Origin of the sequence: Pseudomonas silensiensis (assembly GCF_050434865.1) — a bacterium.
GTDB lineage: Bacteria > Pseudomonadota > Gammaproteobacteria > Pseudomonadales > Pseudomonadaceae > Aquipseudomonas > Aquipseudomonas fluorescens_W.
Genome location: NZ_JBNDJH010000015.1, coordinates 39,853 through 55,871, shown reverse-complemented (window position 1 = coordinate 55,871; position 16,019 = coordinate 39,853). Strand labels below are relative to the sequence as shown.

Below are 16,019 nucleotides of genomic sequence, written 5' to 3'. Positions count from 1 at the left end.
CGCCCCTTTGGGGAGAGGGTTAGGGTGAGGGGTGGATTTCAGATCAATCAAACATTCAAAGGGTAACGTGGTAAGGATTGCGGGGATCATGATTCCAATCCAGAAACGGCTTCCCGTTCTCCATCGGCACCATCTCAATGCAATCCTGCACCGGGCACGTGATCTGACACAGGTTGCACCCCACGCACTCATCATCAATCACTTCATACTTGTGCGTCCCGTCCGCCTGCTTAAGGCTCGCAATCGCCTGGTGCGAAGTGTCTTCGCAAGCAATGTGGCAACGACCGCAACCAATGCACGCCTCTTGGTCAATCTTGGCAATCACCTGATAGTTGATGTCCAGGTACTTCCAGTCCGTGGTATTGCCCACCGCACGCCCGGAAAACTCTGACACGCTGGCGTAGCCCTGACTGTCCATCCAGCGCGATAAGCCGTCCTTCATCTCCTCGACAATCCGGAAGCCATGCAGCATCGCCGCCGTGCACACCTGCACCGAGCCGCTGCCCAGCGCAATAAATTCCGCCGCGTCGCGCCAGCTGCTGATGCCGCCAATGCCGGAGATCGGCAGGCCTTGCGTCTGTGGGTCACGGGCGATTTCGGCGACCATGTTCAGCGCAATCGGCTTCACCGCCGAACCGCAATAACCACCGTGGGTGCTCTGGTTGCCCACGGCGGGATTGGCGACCATGCGCTCCAGGTTGACGCTGGTGATCGAGTTGATCGTGTTGATCAGCGACACCGCATCCGCGCCGCCACGATGAGCTGCGCGAGCGGCGACGCGAATGTCGGTGATGTTCGGCGTGAGCTTGACGATCACCGGCAGCGAGCAGTACGTCTTGCACCAACGGGTGACCTGTTCGACGTATTCCGGCACCTGGCCGACCGCCGCGCCCATGCCGCGCTCCGGCATCCCGTGCGGGCAACCGAAGTTCAGCTCGATGCCATCGGCGCCGGTGGCTTCCACTAGCGGCAGGATGAATTTCCAGGATTCTTCAACGCAGGGCACCATCAGCGACACAATCAGTGCACGGTCCGGCCAGTCCTTTTTGACCTGAGTGATTTCCCGCAGGTTGATCTCCAGTGAGCGATCAGTGATCAACTCGATGTTGTTGAAACCCACCACTTCACGGTTGGCACCGAAGTGCGCCGAGTAGCGGGACGACACGTTGACCGCCGCCGGGTCTTCACCCAGGGTTTTCCAGACCACGCCACCCCAACCGGCCTCGAAGGCGCGGACCACGTTGTAGGCCTTGTCGGTCGGTGGCGCGGAGGCCAGCCAGAACGGGTTGGGGGCTTTGATGCCGGCGAAGACAATCGAGAGATCGGCCATTTACGCAGCCTCCACGTTGAGCATGAGTTGGGCGTTGATGGCCTCGGCGGCCCGTTTGCCGTGCTGCACGGCCTGCACGGTGAGGTCCTGATCGAGGCTGGTGCAGTCGCCGCCGGCGTACACGCCGGGGATGCTGGTGCGCAGGTTTTCGTCCACTTGAATCCGCTCGCCCTGGCGCTTGAGTTCACGGGCCAGCGGGTCGACGAGGGCGCTGGCGTCAAAGGCCTGGCCGATGGCTTTGAAGATGGCGTCGGCGGCCAGTTCGAAGGTTTCGCCGGTGGTTTGCAGGCGACCTTCGACTAACCAGGTCCGAGCGAAGCGCATGCCGCGTACCTGGCCTTGAGCATCGAGCAGGACTTCTTCGGGTTGTGCCCAGGTCAGCAAGCGCACTTGATTGGCTTTGGCGATGTCCTGTTCGTGGCCGGTGGCGCCCATTTCCTCGACACCGCGGCGGTACACCAGGTTGACGTCGCGTGCCCCGAGGCGAGCCATTTGCACGGCCATGTCGATGGCGGTGTTGCCGGCACCCAAAACGATGCAACGGTCAGCGAGGGGGAGTTGGGTCAGGTCATCGGCCTGACGCAGTTCGCGGATGTAATCGGTGGCGGCCAGCAGACCGGGTGCCTCTTCATGAGCAAGCCCCAGCTGTTTGCTGGCGGCCAGACCGAGGCCGAGGAACACCGCGTCGAACTGCTGATGCAGATCGCTGAGGGTGAGGTTTTCGCCGAGTTTCTGCCCGTGGCGGATTTCGATCCCGCCGATTTCCAATAGGAATTCAAGCTCCTTCTGCGCGTAGTCGTCCACCAGTTTGTACTTGGCGATCCCGTATTCGTTGAGGCCGCCAGCCTTTTCCCGCGCCTCGAAAATCACCACGTCATGACCGTGCATGGCACTGCGGTGAGCGCAGGACAAACCGGCCGGTCCGGCGCCAACCACGGCGATGCGCTTGCCGGTTGATGCAGCACGCGTAAAGGGGTGTTCGCTGAAGTGTGCGTTGTCGACGGCATAACGCTGCAACAGGCCGATCAGCACCGGTGCGCATTCATGGTCGTTGTTGCGCACGCAGGCTTGCTGGCAAAGCACTTCCGTCGGGCACACCCGGGCGCAACTGCCGCCGAGGATGTTCGCCGAGAGGATTTTCTGCGCGGCGCCCTGAACGTTTTCCTGATGGATATTGCGGATGAATGACGGAATGTCGATCTCGCTCGGACAGGCATTCACGCACGGCGCGTCGTAGCAGTACAGGCAACGCGAGGCTTCCAGATGCGCCTGACGATCGTTGAGCGGTGGCGCCAGGTCGGTGAAATGGCCGGCGAGGGCGGCCGCATTCTCGTGCGGATGCGGGAGGTGGTTCAGGGTCTTGATCACGGTGTTGGCCTCACGGTTATTGAGGTACTGCCTCTGATGGGCATTGGTTTTTTCGCATCATCCTGTGGTGAGGGAGCTTGCTCCCGCTGGGTGGCGAAGCCGCCCCATATCCTGCCAACTCGGTTGTCCTGACCCCCAAGTCGACTGGCTTTGGGCCTGCTGCGCAGTCCAGCGGGAGCAAGCTCCCTCGCCACAAAGGGCAGATCAGCGTTTCACGGCAACAGGCCTGTTCAACTCAGCCCGCTTGCTCAGCAAATCAAACACCGCCGGATACGCCGGCCGTTCGACATACCGCCCGGCACCACGCTCGGCGCGCAAATCACCATCGGCCCATACCACCCGGCCTTGGCTGACGGTGTGGCTCGGCACACCGCGCACGGTCTTGCCTTCAAAGATGTTGAAGTCGACCTGTTGGTGATGCGTCTTGGCCGAGATGGTCCGCGTACCCTCTGGATCCCACAGCACCAGGTCCGCATCGGCCCCGACGCGAATCGCGCCTTTACGTGGATAGAGATTGAAGATCTTCGCCGTGTTGGTGGAGGTCAGCGCCACGAAGTGCTGCATCGACAAACGCCCGGTGTTCACCCCTTCATCCCAGAGCACCGCCATGCGGTCTTCGATACCGGCCGTGCCATTGGGGATTTTGCTGAAGTCGTCACGGCCCGCGGCTTTTTGCTCGGCACAGAAGCAGCAATGGTCGGTGGCGGTGGTGTGCAGGTTGCCCGATTGCAGGCCGTGCCAAAGTGCTTCTTGATGGCCGCGTGGACGGAAGGGCGGGCTCATCACGTAACCGGCAGCGGTCTGCCAGTCCGGGTGTTGGTAGACGCTGTCGTCCAGCAGCAGATGCCCGGCCAGGACCTCGCCGTAGACTTGTTGGCCCTTGCTGCGGGCGTAGGTGATTTCGTCGAGGGCTTCCTTGGTCGAGACATGCACCAGGTACAGCGGCGTGCCCAGGGTTTCGGCGATGCGGATCGCCCGACTGGCCGCTTCACCTTCAACCTGCGAAGGGCGCGACAACGGATGCGCTTCCGGACCGGTCATGCCCTGGGCCATCAATTTGCGTTGCAGGTGATAGACCAGCTCACCGTTTTCCGCATGCACGGTCGGCACTGCGCCCAGTTCCAGGCAGCGCTCGAAACTGGCCACCAGCGTATCGTCGGCGGCCATGATCGCGTTCTTGTAGGCCATGAAGTGCTTGAAGCTGTTGACCCCGTGCTGGCTGACCAGCTCGGCCATTTCCTCGCGGACCTGTTCGCCCCACCAGGTAATCGCGACGTGGAAACCGTAATCCGACGCCGACTTCTCGGCCCAGCCGCGCCACTGATGAAAGGCTTCCATCAAGGATTGCTGCGGATTGGGAATCACAAAGTCGATGATCGACGTGGTGCCACCGGCAAGTCCCGCCGCGGTGCCGCTGAAGAAGTCTTCACTGGCCACCGTGCCCATGAAGGGCAGTTGCATGTGCGTGTGCGGATCGATGCCGCCGGGCATCAGGTATTGGCCGCTGCCGTCGAGCACTTCGGCATCGGCGGGAACATCAAGGTTTTCGCCGATGGCTTTGATCACGCCGTCGGCGCAATAGACGTCGGCGCGATAACTTTCATCATGGGTAATAACGGTGGCGCCACGGATCAACAGAGACATTCCGAGTTCCTCGCAGGCAATGACCGACTTGTGCCGGTTCTAAATGTTTTATATGAAGCCGACGCAAACGGGTGTATTCCTGTCAGCGCTGTCAGGAATAAACGCTAGTCTGAGTTTAAGGATTGAGCAAGAATATTTTTTATAAGCTTATATCTATTTTAAGTTATTGATAATTAACGATTAAAACTGAAAATCACCAAAATGGTGAGGCCTCTCACCATTTTGACGCACTTGACAGGTTGTAAAAATAGACGAGATTTCTTATGTGAAATCAGCCGCTTGAGGATGGTCTATGGTTGATGCGCAACGTTGAAAAAAAGTGCTATGCACCAGATTGAGTCCTGACGATTCGGACAACTTGCCTGGCATTTGGCCTGAGTGAACAAGCAAGTAACCGGTGACTCATCGGCTATATAAATAAAATTGATAAACATCAGTTGGTTACAAAGTTTTTATGGAACTGCCCGATGCGCAAACGGGGTGCCCGGCACGTTTTTTGATGCCGCCAGCCCCCTGATGAGCAAAAAATAATTCAAAGAACAGTGGAGCGGCCATGCAACAGATCAGATCGCAAGTGACCGAGCGCGACGGCTTGTTTGAGCTCGAGGCTGGCAGTGATGTCCTCGACAGTCCCCGTTACAACCACGACATGGCACCGACGAAGGTGCGCGAACGAACCTGGAACAAATGGCACATCACCGCGTTGTGGGTCGGCATGGCGATCTGCGTGCCGACCTACACCCTCGGCGGCGTGCTCACCGCGTATTTCGGCCTGAGCGTCGGCGAAGCGCTGCTGGCGATTCTGTTCGCCAACATCATCGTGTTGATCCCCCTGACCCTGAACGCCTTCCCCGGCACCAAGTACGGCATTCCGTTTCCGGTGTTGTTGCGGTCGTCCTTCGGTGTCCTCGGTTCCAACGTTCCGTGCCTGATCCGCGCCTTGGTGGCGTGCGGCTGGTTCGGCATTCAGACGATGTTCGGCGGGCTGGCGATTCACCTGTTTCTGGGCTCGGTATTCGACGGATGGAAAGCCCTTGGCGGGACCGGTGAAGTGATCGGCTTCATGATCTTCTGGGCGCTGAACCTGTGGGTGGTGATTCGCGGTGCGGACTCGATCAAATGGCTGGAAACCCTCTCGGCGCCGTTGTTGGTGCTGGTAGGCGTGGGGCTGCTGGTGTGGGCCATGCCAAACGTATCGATGACGGAATTGATGGCCATCCCGGCCAAGCGTCCGGAAGGCGCGAGCGTGGTCAGTTACTTTGCTGCCGGGCTGACCGCCATGGTGGGGTTCTGGGCCACCTTGTCCCTGAACATTCCGGATTTCAGCCGCTATGCGAAAAGCCAGAAGGATCAGATCGTCGGGCAGATCATCGGCTTGCCCCTGACCATGTTCCTGTTCGCCTCCCTCGGCGTAGTAATGACGGCCGCCTCGGTAAAACTGGTGGGCGTCACCGTCTCCGATCCGGTCACCTTGATCGGTCATATCCAGAGCCCGGTCTGGGTCGCACTGGCCATGGCGCTGATCATCATCGCCACGCTGTCGACCAACACAGCGGCCAACATTGTTTCGCCGACCAACGATTTCCAGAACGTCGCCCCCAAGTTCATCAACCGCACCAAAGCGGTGTTGCTCACCGGTCTTGTAGGCTTGGCGCTGATGGCCCATGAGCTGTTGAAGAAGCTCGGTTTGATCGTCTCGGATCTAAGCCTGGAGACGGTGTATTCCAACTGGCTGCTGGGTTATTCGAGCCTGTTGGGCCCGATCGCCGGGATCATGGTGGTGGACTATTTCCTGATCAAGAAACAGCAACTGGACCTGGCCGGCCTCTATCGCGATGACGTTTACCCGGCGTGGAACTGGTTCGGGTTTATCGCGTTCGGTGTGCCGGTGGCGCTGACGCTGCTGTCGCTCGGCAGCACTGCATTCAGCTGGTTCTACGACTATGGCTGGTTCACCGGCTCGGCGCTGGGTGGGCTGATTTATTACGGGTTGTGCTCGATGCGCCCCAGTCCGTCTGTTGCGAAATCTGCGGTCTAGCGGATGGCCTCTTCGCGGGCAAGCCCGCTCCCACAGGGATTGAGGTCGTACACAAATGCTATGTACACACCATCCACTGTGGGAGCGGGCTTGCCCGCGATGACGGCCTCCAAGACACCAAAAAATGCCTGAAGTAACCTATAACAACTGCCTGAGGAGATCATCATGAACGCTGCCGTAGACGTTCTGCAGTCCACCCATCAGCACATCAACCGCGACCGCTTGTGGCAGTCGCTCATGGACCTGGCCAAGCTCGGCGCCACGGTCAAGGGTGGCGTCTGTCGCCTGGCCCTGACCGACCTCGACCGTCAGGCCCGGGACATTTTCGTCAACTGGTGCGAGGAGGCCGGTTGCACCGTCAGCATCGACGCCGTCGGCAATATCTTCGCCCGCCGCCCCGGTCGCAACCCGAACCTGCCGCCGGTGATGACCGGCAGCCACATCGACACCCAACCCACCGGCGGCAAGTTCGACGGCTGTTTCGGCGTACTGGCCGGCGTCGAAGTGCTGCGTACCCTCAATGACCTGGGCGTGGAAACCGAAGCGCCGCTGGAAGTCGTGGTCTGGACCAACGAGGAAGGTTCACGCTTCGCTCCGTGCATGATGGGCTCCGGCGTATTTGCAGAAAAATTCACCCTCCAAGAAACCCTGGCCAAGGTCGATGCCGAGGGCGTCACCGTCGGCGAAGCGTTGAACGCCATCGGCTACGCCGGCCCACGCGAGGTCAGCGGCCATGCCGTCGGCGCCTATTTCGAGGCCCATATCGAGCAAGGCCCGATCCTTGAAGACGAACACAAAACCATCGGTGTGGTGATGGGCGCACTCGGGCAGAAATGGTTCGACCTGAAACTGCGCGGCGTCGAAGCCCACGCCGGCCCGACGCCGATGCACCTGCGCAAGGATGCTCTGGTCGGTGCTTCGGTGATCGTCGGTGCGGTCAACCGCGCGGCTCTCGGTCATCAACCGCACGCCTGCGGCACCGTTGGCTGCCTGCAAGCCTATCCCGGCTCACGCAACGTCATCCCCGGCGAAGTGCGTATGACCCTGGACTTCCGTCATCTGGAACCGGCGCGCCTGGATTCGATGATCGCCGAAGTCCGCGAAGTCATCGAAACCACCTGCGAGGAACACGGCCTGACCTTCGAACTCACACCCACTGCGGATTTCCCGCCGCTGTACTTCGACAAAGGTTGCGTCGAAGCGGTACGCGGCGCCGCCCAAGGGTTGGGCCTGTCGCACATGGACATCGTCAGCGGAGCAGGGCACGACGCAATCTTCCTCGCCGAACTCGGCCCGGCCGGGATGATCTTCGTACCGTGCGAAGGCGGCATCAGCCACAACGAAATCGAAAACGCCGCGCCAGATGACCTGGCGGCCGGGTGTGCGGTGTTGTTGCGGGCGATGCTGGCGGCTTCGGCGGCGATTGCCAGTGGTCAATTGGCGGCCTGAAGATCAAAAGATCGCAGGCTGCGCCAGCTCCTGCACCCGTATCCCCCGGCATATCTGCACGATCATGATTGCCTGCGGTCGTAATCTTCACAGGGCGGCGCATGAATGCGCCGCCGCAAGCGTGGAGATCCAATGAGCCAGGACGTCCTGATCACCGAAACCAATCGCCGCCAGTTGCAGCAGATCATCGCCGGCCTGTCCGATGGGGTGATTCTGCTGGAACTCGACCAGACCCTCCTATGGGCCAATGACGCCGCGCTGGCCATGCATGGTGTCGGGCAGCTCAGCGAGCTGGGGGCGAATGCCAGGGAGTTCGCCGAGCGCTTCGCCTTGCGTTATCGCAATAATCATCCGGTTCAGGTCGACAATTATCCGATCAGCCGCGTTGCCCGAGGCGAGTCCTTCAGTGATGTGCTGGTTGAGGTGACACCGGTGGACGACGAAGAGCGCACCTGGGTCCACAGCGTGCGCAGCATGGTATTGGCCGACAGCGCTGGCAAGCCGGAGTCGCTGGTGCTGATCATGAACGATGTCTCGGAGTGGGCCAGCGCCGAGCAGCGTTTCGAAAAAACCTTCAATGCCAACCCGGCCCCGGCGGTGATCTGTCGCCTGAGCGATTTGCGTTACATCAAAGTCAACCCGGGCTTCCTGGAGATGACCGGCCATGCCCGTGATCAGGTGATCGGCCGTTCGACCTATGAACTGGACGTGCTGGAGGGCGCCGAAAACAAAGACCTGGCCAAGCAGCGCTTGCTCGAAGGGGCAACCATTCCGCAGATGCAGGCTCAGTTGAAGTTACACGACGGTGGCAGCAAACAGGTGATCGTCGCCGGCCAGCCCCTTGAGCTGCACGACGAAGCCTGCATGCTGTTTTCGTTTGTGGACATCGAGCCTCGGCATAAGGCCGAACTCGCCTTGCGTCAGAGCGAGGAACGCTTCGCCAAGGCTTTTCGACTGACCCCGGTGCCGATCCTGGTGTGCAACGCCAGCGATCAGGTGGTGATGGACGTCAATGAAGCCTTCCTCGATACGCTCGCGTATTCCAGTGAAGAAGTGCTTGGCCAATCGGTAACGCAGATCGATTTTATCGATGACGCAGGCGCCCGCGCGCGGCTGTTTACGGCGCTGGAAAAAACCGGACGCGTGGATCGTGTCGATGTTCAGGTACGCAAGAAAGGCGCCGGATTGATCGATTGCGCGGTCTCGGCCGACACCGTGAACATTCAGGACCGTCCCTGCTACCTGCTGGTGTTCATGGACATCACCGAGCGTAAACGCACGGAGCTGGAGTTGGTGTCGGCGATCGAAGAGGTGATGAAAGACGCCTCCTGGTTCAGCCGCACGCTCATCGAGAAGCTCGCTAACGTCAAAAACGTCAACTCGCCACGGTTGCCTAGTGTGTCTTTCACCGACCTGACCGCTCGCGAGCGCGATGTGCTCGGCCTGATCTGCGAAGGCCTGGCCGACAAGGAAATCGCCGCGCGGCTCAAGCTCGCGCCGAACACGGTGCGCAACCATGTGTCGACGGTGTATTCCAAACTCGACGTTCACAGTCGTAGCGAGGCGATTGTCTGGGCTCGCGAGCGCGGTTTGTTCTCCAGCGAGTGGCGGCCCAAGGCCCAGCGTTAGGTGCAAATGCACTACTTGAGGGGGTGCAAATTCATGTTCTGGCCGGGCGCAGCAGTTCTTAGGCTATCAGGGTGCGATACAGGTCTTCGGGTATCGCCTCCCTTTCGAAACAGCTACAGGAACTGCCGGATGATTTATGTGGCGCAATTGCGTATGCAGCTGGAGCGGAGCTTTTCGCCGCTGGCCTGTGACTGCACTGTTACGGGGGCTCGTTCACTGACGGTGAAGCTCTATCATCCGGTGTCGGGGCAGGTGGATCTGGTGGTCACCGGGTTGAGCGTGGCCAAGCTAAGAACACCGGAGGCGGTGGCAGCGTTGATCGAAGAGCTGCGTTATGAACTCGAGTGCAATACGTTGCATCGTCGCGAGACGTCATAGGAACTGTCGGGTTTTGCCGGCGGTCGTATAAAGAATACGAGAGTATTTTTTCTGTGACCGGTCCGCGGGTTCGCGGTGAGGCAGTTGGGTCGCGGAAATATGTCGATCACTTACCGCGGGTCAACCTATGAAAAGTCTTGGGAAACGCACTTTTGCAACACTGTCGTTCGCACTCTGGATAGCGATTCTGGGTGGTTGTGCGAGTCCTCCGCCGCCACCTCCCGCCGCGCCGCCTCCACCTCCTGTACGCACCTGCCAGACCACTGAAAACACCGATGTGCAAGGTGATATGAGGGCTGAAGGGCAGGTGACCCGGGAAACGACGCTCACTCGTTGCGTCACTCAGTAAGCGTCCATCCGCTCACGTTGAACCGCCAGCGGCGCTGTGCTGCTGGCGGGTATTCGTGCGTTTCGCTCAGACCTCCTCGATCCTGACCCACCGCGATTCTTGCGCTGCCAACCGGATCGCCTTCGCGAGCCGTTCGACTTCCCATGCCTGTTCGAAATCTGTTCCATCCTGAGATAAGCCTGCCAGCGCCATCACCAGATCATGGACTTCCAGCGTCTTGAGTTCGTTGTAACCCAACTGATGCCCTGCCGCCGGGCTGAACGCTGCATAACCCGGCAGATTCGGCCCTGCCAGCAAGCGCTGGAAACCATCCTGACCGGCACGAAACAGTCGCAATTCATTCAGGCGTTCCTGATCGAACACCAAAGTCCCTCGGGTGCCGCTGATTTCGAAACTCAGGTGATTCTTGTAGCCGTGCTTGAGCCAACTGCTGCTGAACGTGCCCCGGGCGCCATTCGCAAACCGCAACAAGGCGTGGACCTGATCGTCGACGGCGATATTGCGTTGCTCGTGACTGCCAGCCTTGGCGGGACGTTGTCGGTGCACGGTCTGGGTGTCGGCGCTCACTGCCTCGACATCGCCCACCAGATAGCGGGCCATGGCCAACAGGTGACTGCCCAGATCGGCCAGTGCGCCACCGGCATGATCGGAATCGCAACGCCAGGACCAGGGTGATGCGGGATCGGCCATGAAGTCTTCGCTGAATTCACCCTGGAAACTGATGATCTGACCCAAATCGCCGTTTTCAATCAGCTGCCGGGCGAGCCCGATCATCGGGTTGTGCTGATAGTTGTAACCCACCCGCGTCACCACGCCTGCCGCTTTGGCCCCCAGGCGCATGGCGTCGGCCTGCTCCAGACTCACCGCCAACGGCTTCTCGCAATAGACCGGTTTGCCGGCGGCGAGGGCGGCCATGGCCATGGGGTAGTGCAGGTGATTGGGTGTGGTGATGGCGATCAGATTGACCTTGGGGTCATCGATCAGTTGTTGCCAGTCGCTATGAGCGGTGTCGAAACCCCAGGCATCGGCGCAGTGGCGGGCACGCTGCGGATCGGCGTCGGCCAGCGCGGCGAGTTTGAGCTTGAGGGGCAGTTCGAAAACCGCACTGACGTTGCGAAACGCCAAGGCATGGGCGCGGCCCATGAAACCTGTGCCGATGAGTCCGATACCGAGTTCGCGCATAGCCGGGGTCCTTTTGGATTTTATTTTCAGGAGGGCTATTTATGGAATAAATATTCATTATTTGCAAATGATGGAATTAAAATTCTTTCGTGTAATCGTTTCCACACTGCGTGGGAACGATAAGGCAGGGCAAAAAAAGGCAGCCCTAAGGCTGCCTTTTGTTCATCCGGTAAATCGGATCAGGACAAGAACCCACCATCCACATTCAACGAAACCCCGGTGGTGTAACTCGACGCATCACTGGCCAGATACAACACCGCACCGGCCATCTCGCTCGGATCCGCCACACGCTTGAGTGGGATCTGCTGCAATGCGGTGTTCAAAATAGCCTCGTTTTTCACCAGTGCCGAAGCAAACTTGGTGTCGGTCAGACCTGGCAGCAGGGCGTTGCAGCGGATGCCGAACTGTGCGCATTCCTTGGCGAACACTTTGGTCATGTTGATGACCGCCGCTTTGGTCACCGAGTAGATGCCCTGGAAGATCCCCGGCGAGATGCCGTTGATCGAGGCGACGTTGATGATGCTGCCGCCACCGTTTTCGCGCATCAGCTTGCCGGCTTCCACCGACATGAAGAAGTAACCGCGGATGTTCACGTCGACGGTTTTCTGGAAAGCGCTGAGGTCGGTGTCCAGTACGTTGCAGAACTGCGGGTTGGTCGCCGCGTTGTTGACCAGGATGTCCAGGCGCCCGAATTGTTCGCGAATGCCAGCGAAGACCTGGCTGATCTGCTCCATTTCACCGATATGGCAAGCCACGGCAGTGGCTTTGCCGCCAGCGGCGATGATCGCATCGGCCACGTGCTGGCAGCCGTCGAGTTTGCGGCTCGAGACGATGACGTGGGCGCCTTGCTGGGCCAGCAGTTTGGCGATGGCTTCACCGATGCCGCGGCTGGCGCCGGATACAAATGCGATTTTGCCGTCGAGGTCGAACAACTGAGTCTTGGACATGGGATTCTCTTATAAAAAGTTTTGTTATTGGGGCCCGTGGCGTGATCAGAGGCTGGATTTCTGGATGACTTGCAGGCTCATTTGCTCCAGCATTTTGTTCATGTGAATGAACTGCGCGAAGCGTTTGTCCTGGGTCTGACCATGGAAGAAGCGGTAGTAGATCTGCTGCACGATGCCGGCCAGGCGGAACAGGCCGTAGGTGTAGTAGAAGTCGAAGTTGTCAATCTGGATGCCTGAACGCTCGGCGTAGTAATCGACGAACTCACGGCGGGTCAGCATGCCCGGGGCGTGGCTCGGTTGGCGGCGCATCATTTGCACCGGAGCCGGGTCGGCGGCTTCGATCCAGTAGGCGAGGGTGTTGCCCAGGTCCATCAGCGGGTCGCCCAGGGTGGTCAGTTCCCAGTCGAGCACGCCGATGATGTCCATCGGGTTGTTCGGGTCGAGGATCACGTTGTCGAAGCGGTAATCGTTGTGGACGATGCTGGAGGTCGGGTGATCGGCCGGCATCTTGTCGTTGAGCCAGGCTTTGACCGCTTCCCACTTCGGCGCGTCCGGCGTCAGTGCTTTCTCGTAGCGATCGCTCCAGCCTTTGATCTGCCGCGCGACATAGCCTTCGGGTTTGCCGAGGTCGCCCAAGCCATAGGCGTTGTAGTCGACCCGGTGCAGTTCAACGAATTTGTCGATGAAGCTCTTGCACAGCGCTTCGGTTTTCGCCGAATCCAGCCCCAGTTCCGGCGGCAGTTCGGAGCGCAGGATGATCCCCTTGACCCGTTCCATCACGTAGAACTCGGCGCCGATCACCGATTCGTCGGTGCAGTGCACGTAGGCTTTCGGGCAGTACGGGAAACCATCACGAAGCTGATTGAGGATGCGAAATTCGCGGCCCATGTCGTGGGCGGACTTGGCCTTGTGGCCAAAGGGCGGGCGACGCAGGACGAACTCCTGTTCGGGGTATTCCAGCAAGTAGGTGAGGTTCGACGCACCGCCTGGAAACTGGCTGATCTGCGGCAAACCACTCAGGCCCGGAATGTGGGCCTTGAGGTACGGATCGATCAGGCTGGCATCGAGTTCTTCGCCGGTGCGGATACGGGTGGACTGGTCAGTAAGCGCCATGCTTATCCCTTCTGCTTATTCTGGAGGCCTGAGACTATTGGCTAATCTAATGCGCACGCCCGACACCCACAACCACGAAACGCCCTTATAGGCGAGCGTGTTGCCGGGCAATCATTGTTTTTGATACACCTGTTTGAATGGTGCTCAGATCATACTCGTCGACGAGGGCAGGGCAATCGGGGTCAATACCGGATTGCCGGTGAAGAACGCCACCAGATTGCGACCTACCAGCTCCACGGTGCCTTGAGTGGCTTCCGGGGACAAACCGGCGACATGCGGGGTGAGGATCACATTGGCCAACGTCTTGAAGGCATTGGGTACTTGGGGTTCTGTGTCGAAGACATCCAGCGCAGCGCCGGCAATCCTGCGCTGCTCAAGCGAGCTGATCAGGTCTGCGGTGACGATCACACTGGCTCGGGCGATGTTGACGATGAACCCGTTTGGGCCCAGGGCGTCGAGTACCTGTCGGTTGATCAGGTGTTTGGTGCCCAGGCCGCCGGGGGTGGCGACGACCAAAAAGTCTGATTCCCGTGCCAACTCGGTGGGCGTCGAGCGGAAGCTGTACGGCACATCGCTGCGATGCTGGCGGTTGTGGTAACTGACCGTCATGTCGAAGCCGTGGGCGGCGCGTTTGGCGATGGCCATTCCGACCGCACCGAGTCCCAGGATGCCCAAGTGCTTGCCCGCCAGGGAAGGGCGCATGATTTTCGGCCACTCACCCCGGCGCACGGCGGCGTCGCAACGGGGAATGTCACGCACCAGCGACAGCAGCATCGCCATGGCATGGTCGGCGACTGAAGAGGCATTGACTCCGGCGCCGTTGGTGACCGTAATGCCCCGGTTGGCGGCGGCTTGCAGGTCGACGTGTTCGTAGCCGGCGCCGATCACGCAGATGATCTTGAGATTGGGCAGGGCGGCTATTTCGTCGGCATACAGGCCCAATGGGCCGCGGGTCAGCACCGCATCGATCTGCGCGCCATGGCGTTTAATGGCATCGGCGCGCTCGGCAGGTGTGGGAGCCAGAATCAGGTGAAAACCCTGATGTTCAAGAATCGGCAGGTAATCATTGATGGTTTCGACCAGTACCAGAACGGTTGCGGGCATGCTGGGCTCCTGAGGGCATCAGTAAATCGGGGCTCGAAAGTTGCTTCAAAACGTTGCTTCAAATAGCTGATTCCGCAACGGTTTGGCATTTACCAAAGATAGCAGGCTTGTGGCTTTCGACCTCAGTGTAGGAGCGCTTACCTATCCACGGTGTGCAACACCTTTTTCTTGGGGGGCGTACGAAAAGTGCCGAATGGACGGCAGAAACGACAAGGCCCCGTCCATTGCTGGCGGGGCCTTGAGTTCACTGCGCTGTGTTTATTTAACGGCCGTTTCCGAGGTGAGAAACGTCCGCGCTGCGTCGAGTATTTCATCGGACAAAGCGTCACCCCGGGTCGCACGGGCCAGGGTCAGGGCGCCGACCATCAGCGAATAGTCCACCAGCGCTTTTTGCCGATTGGTGCCGGGCTGATCCGCGCCCATCAGTGGTGCCAGCATCTGCAACAAAGCCTCCAGCCCTTGGGTGTAGGTCTGGTGCAATCCGCTTTCAGCTGTTTCATGACACATGTCGCCGGCAAACGCGGTCACCGGGCAGCTTTCGCCCGGATTATCGCGATTGGCCGCGGACAGGTAGGGCGCGATGATGCGTTCGCGGGCCGAGAGGCTGTCGTCGTTATCCTCTATTTTCTGCTTCCAGCGCTCCATCGATTGGGTGAACGCCCGGCTGCACGCCTCTTGCGCCAGCGCTTCCTTGGATTCGAAGTGACCGTAGAACCCGCCATGGGTGAGGCCGGCTGCGCCCATCACATCGACGACACTGATCCCGTGCAAGCCGCGTTCGCGAAACAGACGCGTGGCGGCCTCGACGATGATCTCGCGGTTGAGTTCGGCTTGTTTGCGGGAGACTCGGGGCATTGGCGGCTCACAGGAATACAAAAGGTAGAAATCAGAGGGCGTATTGAGCGATGCCGTTGCCAAACGACCAGTTCTCTTTCTTGACCTCCACCAGATTGATGAACACATCTTCCAGGCGCACCGCCAGTTCCGCGTTAAGGCTCTCGGCAATGGTTTTGTAGAGCAGTTTTTTCTGCTCGAGGGTGCGGCCTTCGCTCAGGGTGATCTGAATCACCACCAGATTGTCGGTGCGATTGATGCCCAGATAGCCGGGATCAAAGATGAAATGCTGTTCATCGTGCTCGGCAAGAATCTGGAAGTTATCGTTCTCCGGCACGCCAATGGCGCTGTGCATGGCGGCGTAGATCAATTGCCCGGCACGTTTGGCAAAAGTAGGGTCTTGATGCTTTTTGATGTCGACGCGAACGAGTGGCATGAGAGGGCTCCGAAATTAGGGTTGCCGGTCAAGCTGTCGGGATCGAAATTACATGACGGCAATCCTTTATTGAATAGATTTTTTCAAACATCTATTTAATAAAAGGTGCCAATGGATCTGATCCGCACAACCACTCCTCAGCTAAGTCTTTGCTTCTGCTCATTAATCCCGGACAATCGCGCCCCTGTTTCGGCCAGGGCGCTGCCTGTCGGATTTTT

General features: G+C 59.4%; 13 protein-coding genes. 4 read left to right on the top strand and 9 right to left on the bottom strand.

Features of this window, described 5'->3' with window-relative positions; all coding sequences use genetic code 11:
* Positions 1-55 precede the first annotated feature (55 nt).
* The 3 genes from preA to hydA form a co-directional block, all read right to left on the bottom strand.
* Positions 56-1,330, bottom strand: coding sequence for an NAD-dependent dihydropyrimidine dehydrogenase subunit PreA (gene preA / locus QF010_RS21040; protein ID WP_429533860.1), 1,275 nt, complete (start codon positions 1,328-1,330; stop codon positions 56-58).
* Positions 1,331-2,698, bottom strand: a complete 1,368-nt coding sequence (locus tag QF010_RS21035; RefSeq protein WP_033054552.1) for an NAD(P)-dependent oxidoreductase — start codon at positions 2,696-2,698, stop codon at positions 1,331-1,333.
* 204 nt (positions 2,699-2,902) lie between these two features.
* A complete protein-coding gene (gene hydA / locus QF010_RS21030) occupies positions 2,903-4,342 on the bottom strand; it encodes a dihydropyrimidinase (RefSeq protein ID WP_429533859.1) in 1,440 nt (479 codons plus the stop codon).
* 553 nt (positions 4,343-4,895) lie between these two features.
* Between hydA and QF010_RS21025 the strand changes: the two genes are divergently transcribed.
* The 4 genes from QF010_RS21025 to QF010_RS21010 all read left to right on the top strand — a co-directional run bounded on the left by QF010_RS21025 (position 4,896) and on the right by QF010_RS21010 (position 9,836).
* The gene (locus QF010_RS21025) at positions 4,896-6,380 is read left to right on the top strand and encodes an NCS1 family nucleobase:cation symporter-1 (RefSeq protein ID WP_429510167.1); all 1,485 of its coding nucleotides are present in this window, start codon (positions 4,896-4,898) and stop codon (positions 6,378-6,380) included.
* A gap of 165 nt (positions 6,381-6,545) precedes the next feature.
* On the top strand, positions 6,546-7,829 hold the full coding sequence (locus QF010_RS21020) for a Zn-dependent hydrolase (RefSeq protein ID WP_429533858.1): 1,284 nt from the start codon (positions 6,546-6,548) through the stop codon (positions 7,827-7,829).
* Between the two features lie 132 nt (positions 7,830-7,961).
* Positions 7,962-9,458 (top strand): helix-turn-helix transcriptional regulator, encoded by a 1,497-nt coding sequence (locus tag QF010_RS21015; protein WP_429533857.1) that lies wholly within the window; start codon positions 7,962-7,964, stop codon positions 9,456-9,458.
* A 129-nt stretch (positions 9,459-9,587) separates the two neighbouring features.
* The gene (locus QF010_RS21010; protein WP_033054560.1) at positions 9,588-9,836 is read left to right on the top strand and encodes a DUF1652 domain-containing protein; all 249 of its coding nucleotides are present in this window, start codon (positions 9,588-9,590) and stop codon (positions 9,834-9,836) included.
* 415 nt (positions 9,837-10,251) lie between these two features.
* Here the strand turns inward: QF010_RS21010 and QF010_RS21005 are convergent, their stop codons facing one another.
* The 6 genes from QF010_RS21005 to QF010_RS20980 form a co-directional block, all read right to left on the bottom strand.
* Positions 10,252-11,367, bottom strand: coding sequence for a Gfo/Idh/MocA family protein (locus tag QF010_RS21005; protein ID WP_429533856.1), 1,116 nt, complete (start codon positions 11,365-11,367; stop codon positions 10,252-10,254).
* A 179-nt stretch (positions 11,368-11,546) separates the two neighbouring features.
* On the bottom strand, positions 11,547-12,314 hold the full coding sequence (locus QF010_RS21000; RefSeq protein WP_008149805.1) for an SDR family oxidoreductase: 768 nt from the start codon (positions 12,312-12,314) through the stop codon (positions 11,547-11,549).
* A 45-nt stretch (positions 12,315-12,359) separates the two neighbouring features.
* Positions 12,360-13,427, bottom strand: a complete 1,068-nt coding sequence (locus QF010_RS20995; protein ID WP_429533855.1) for a phosphotransferase family protein — start codon at positions 13,425-13,427, stop codon at positions 12,360-12,362.
* Between the two features lie 144 nt (positions 13,428-13,571).
* Positions 13,572-14,531: a 2-hydroxyacid dehydrogenase gene (locus tag QF010_RS20990; protein ID WP_033054564.1), complete on the bottom strand. Its 960-nt coding sequence runs from the start codon at positions 14,529-14,531 to the stop codon at positions 13,572-13,574.
* A gap of 258 nt (positions 14,532-14,789) precedes the next feature.
* On the bottom strand, positions 14,790-15,386 hold the full coding sequence (locus QF010_RS20985) for a TetR/AcrR family transcriptional regulator (protein WP_429510162.1): 597 nt from the start codon (positions 15,384-15,386) through the stop codon (positions 14,790-14,792).
* A gap of 31 nt (positions 15,387-15,417) precedes the next feature.
* The gene (locus QF010_RS20980; protein WP_033054567.1) at positions 15,418-15,801 is read right to left on the bottom strand and encodes a tautomerase family protein; all 384 of its coding nucleotides are present in this window, start codon (positions 15,799-15,801) and stop codon (positions 15,418-15,420) included.
* Positions 15,802-16,019 lie beyond the last annotated feature (218 nt).